Annotated in this window: 2 protein-coding genes and 2 pseudogenes; 3 read left to right on the top strand and 1 reads right to left on the bottom strand. The window is 44.5% G+C overall.

Going from position 1 to position 1,527, the window contains the following annotated elements; genetic code table 11:
- From O9323_RS08060 to O9323_RS08055, 3 genes and pseudogenes are all read left to right on the top strand, one after another.
- A partial coding sequence (locus O9323_RS08060) for a formylglycine-generating enzyme family protein (protein WP_288124927.1) occupies positions 1-525 on the top strand: 525 nt, incomplete at its 5' end.
- 159 nt (positions 526-684) lie between these two features.
- A pseudogene (locus O9323_RS22580) lies at positions 685-807 on the top strand (Uma2 family endonuclease); the annotation flags it as partial.
- A gap of 389 nt (positions 808-1,196) precedes the next feature.
- On the top strand, positions 1,197-1,391 hold the full coding sequence (locus O9323_RS08055) for a hypothetical protein (protein ID WP_288124926.1): 195 nt from the start codon (positions 1,197-1,199) through the stop codon (positions 1,389-1,391).
- A gap of 4 nt (positions 1,392-1,395) precedes the next feature.
- On the opposite strand, the pseudogene O9323_RS08050 reads toward O9323_RS08055, so the two are convergent.
- Positions 1,396-1,527, bottom strand: a pseudogene (locus O9323_RS08050) (IS630-like element ISMae24 family transposase); the annotation flags it as partial.

The raw sequence follows: 1,527 nt of genomic DNA, 5'->3' as shown, positions 1-1,527 counted from the left end.
CGCCGTCCCGTGGAACAAGTCAACTGGTACGATGCGATCGAGTTCTGTGCGAGATTATCAAAACTAACGGTTCGGGAATACCGACTACCGAGTGAAGCGGAATGGGAATACGCTTGTCGTGCTGGAACCACCACCCCGTTTTACTTTGGGGAAACCATTACGGGGGAATTGGCTAACTACAATGCCAGTAATACCTACGCCGATGAACTGAACGGAGAATATCAAAACGAAACAACTCGCGTGGGACAATTTCCCCCAAACGCCTTTGGACTGTACGATATGCACGGCAATGTCCGGGAGTGGTGCGCCGATACTTGGCACGATAACTATGACGGTGCGCCGACGGATGGCAGTGTCTGGATAGAAAATGGTAATAATAATCGTTCTCCTCTGCGGGGCGGTTCCTGGGGCTACAATCCTACTTACTGCCGTTCCGCGATTCGCTACGACTACTACTTCCGCCGCGTCAACCGCATCAACAATTACGGTTTTCGGGTAGCCTGCGTTTTCGGGAGAACTCTCTAACCCTTTTTCCTTTTTCCCCTTTTACCCTCATTCCCTATTTTTTCTTTTTTCTTTTCTTCCCCGCCCTTAGGCGGGTCGATTTTGTAGGGGCGAACTCGACCCATTTGGTCGATTTTTGCTTAACAATTGTCAAGGATTGTTAAGATGCGCTTACCCTACACTTTTCCCCTAGTTCCCAAAACTAAACTCTAGGAATTTTTAGCCACTGCTCAAGAGGATGAAGTTAAAGCAGAAAAGAATTTAAGAGCATGGGTTGTCAGTCAACTAGCTAAAAATAATTAACTAGGGTTTGCTGAAAAAGTTTGTTGGTGGGGTTAGGAGTCAGGAGCCGGTCGTCAGGAGTCAGGAGAATTAAGAATGAGTAATAATCAATTAAATGGTTTATTTAGAGATTTTCTGCCAGTTAATCCGCCTTTTTGACGTTTTTGAATCCTCAAAAATCAATTATGCGAGAGGTTTATTGTTACCCATCAAAAAAACAGGGAATCTCAACCGTTAAGTTAACACCAGTGAAGCCTTGCGCCCAAAATTCGAGGCTGTCAACATCAGTTAACTTTTATTAACGTCCAGACTAGACTTTCATGGGTTGGGAGTATCATCGAAGTATAAATACTTAGTGATGCCGATTCTCTAGGTTAAAAAATAGCCCCAGTCAAGGAGCGGAGGCGACCATGAATGACCTCTATGGCCAAGGCTTTGCGCCAGAAGACTATTCGCTTAACCCTTTAGATAGTCAAGCTTTGGAGTTAGTTTCCCCAGATTTTACCGAGGTGAATCTGCCGGAAACCGAAAGCGGTTGGCAGGAAATGCCGAATCAAGAGTATTGGAATTGGCAAAATGAGACGATGGAGGCCGCTTTCAACTAAGTACCTAGGCAAAATTAATTACATACTCGCCTCCAAAATTGTCCAGCACTTTTTTAACGTAAGCGAGGAGGCTCTTTCGGTCTTTATAGGCGCTAAATTCAATCCATTCATATTTTAAAAATCTCCATAATATTTC

The organism is Microcystis sp. LE19-131.1A (assembly GCF_027532015.1).
Taxonomy (GTDB): Bacteria; Cyanobacteriota; Cyanobacteriia; order Cyanobacteriales; family Microcystaceae; genus Microcystis; species Microcystis ichthyoblabe_A.
The sequence above is the reverse complement of the archived record's forward strand: the minus strand, read 5'-3'. Positions and strand labels throughout refer to the sequence as shown.

Excerpts from the sequence above, each read along its gene's own strand:
- O9323_RS08055 (WP_288124926.1), top strand. The coding sequence starts at position 1,197 with ATGAATGACCTCTATGGCCAAGGCTTTGCGCCAGAAGACTATTCGCTT.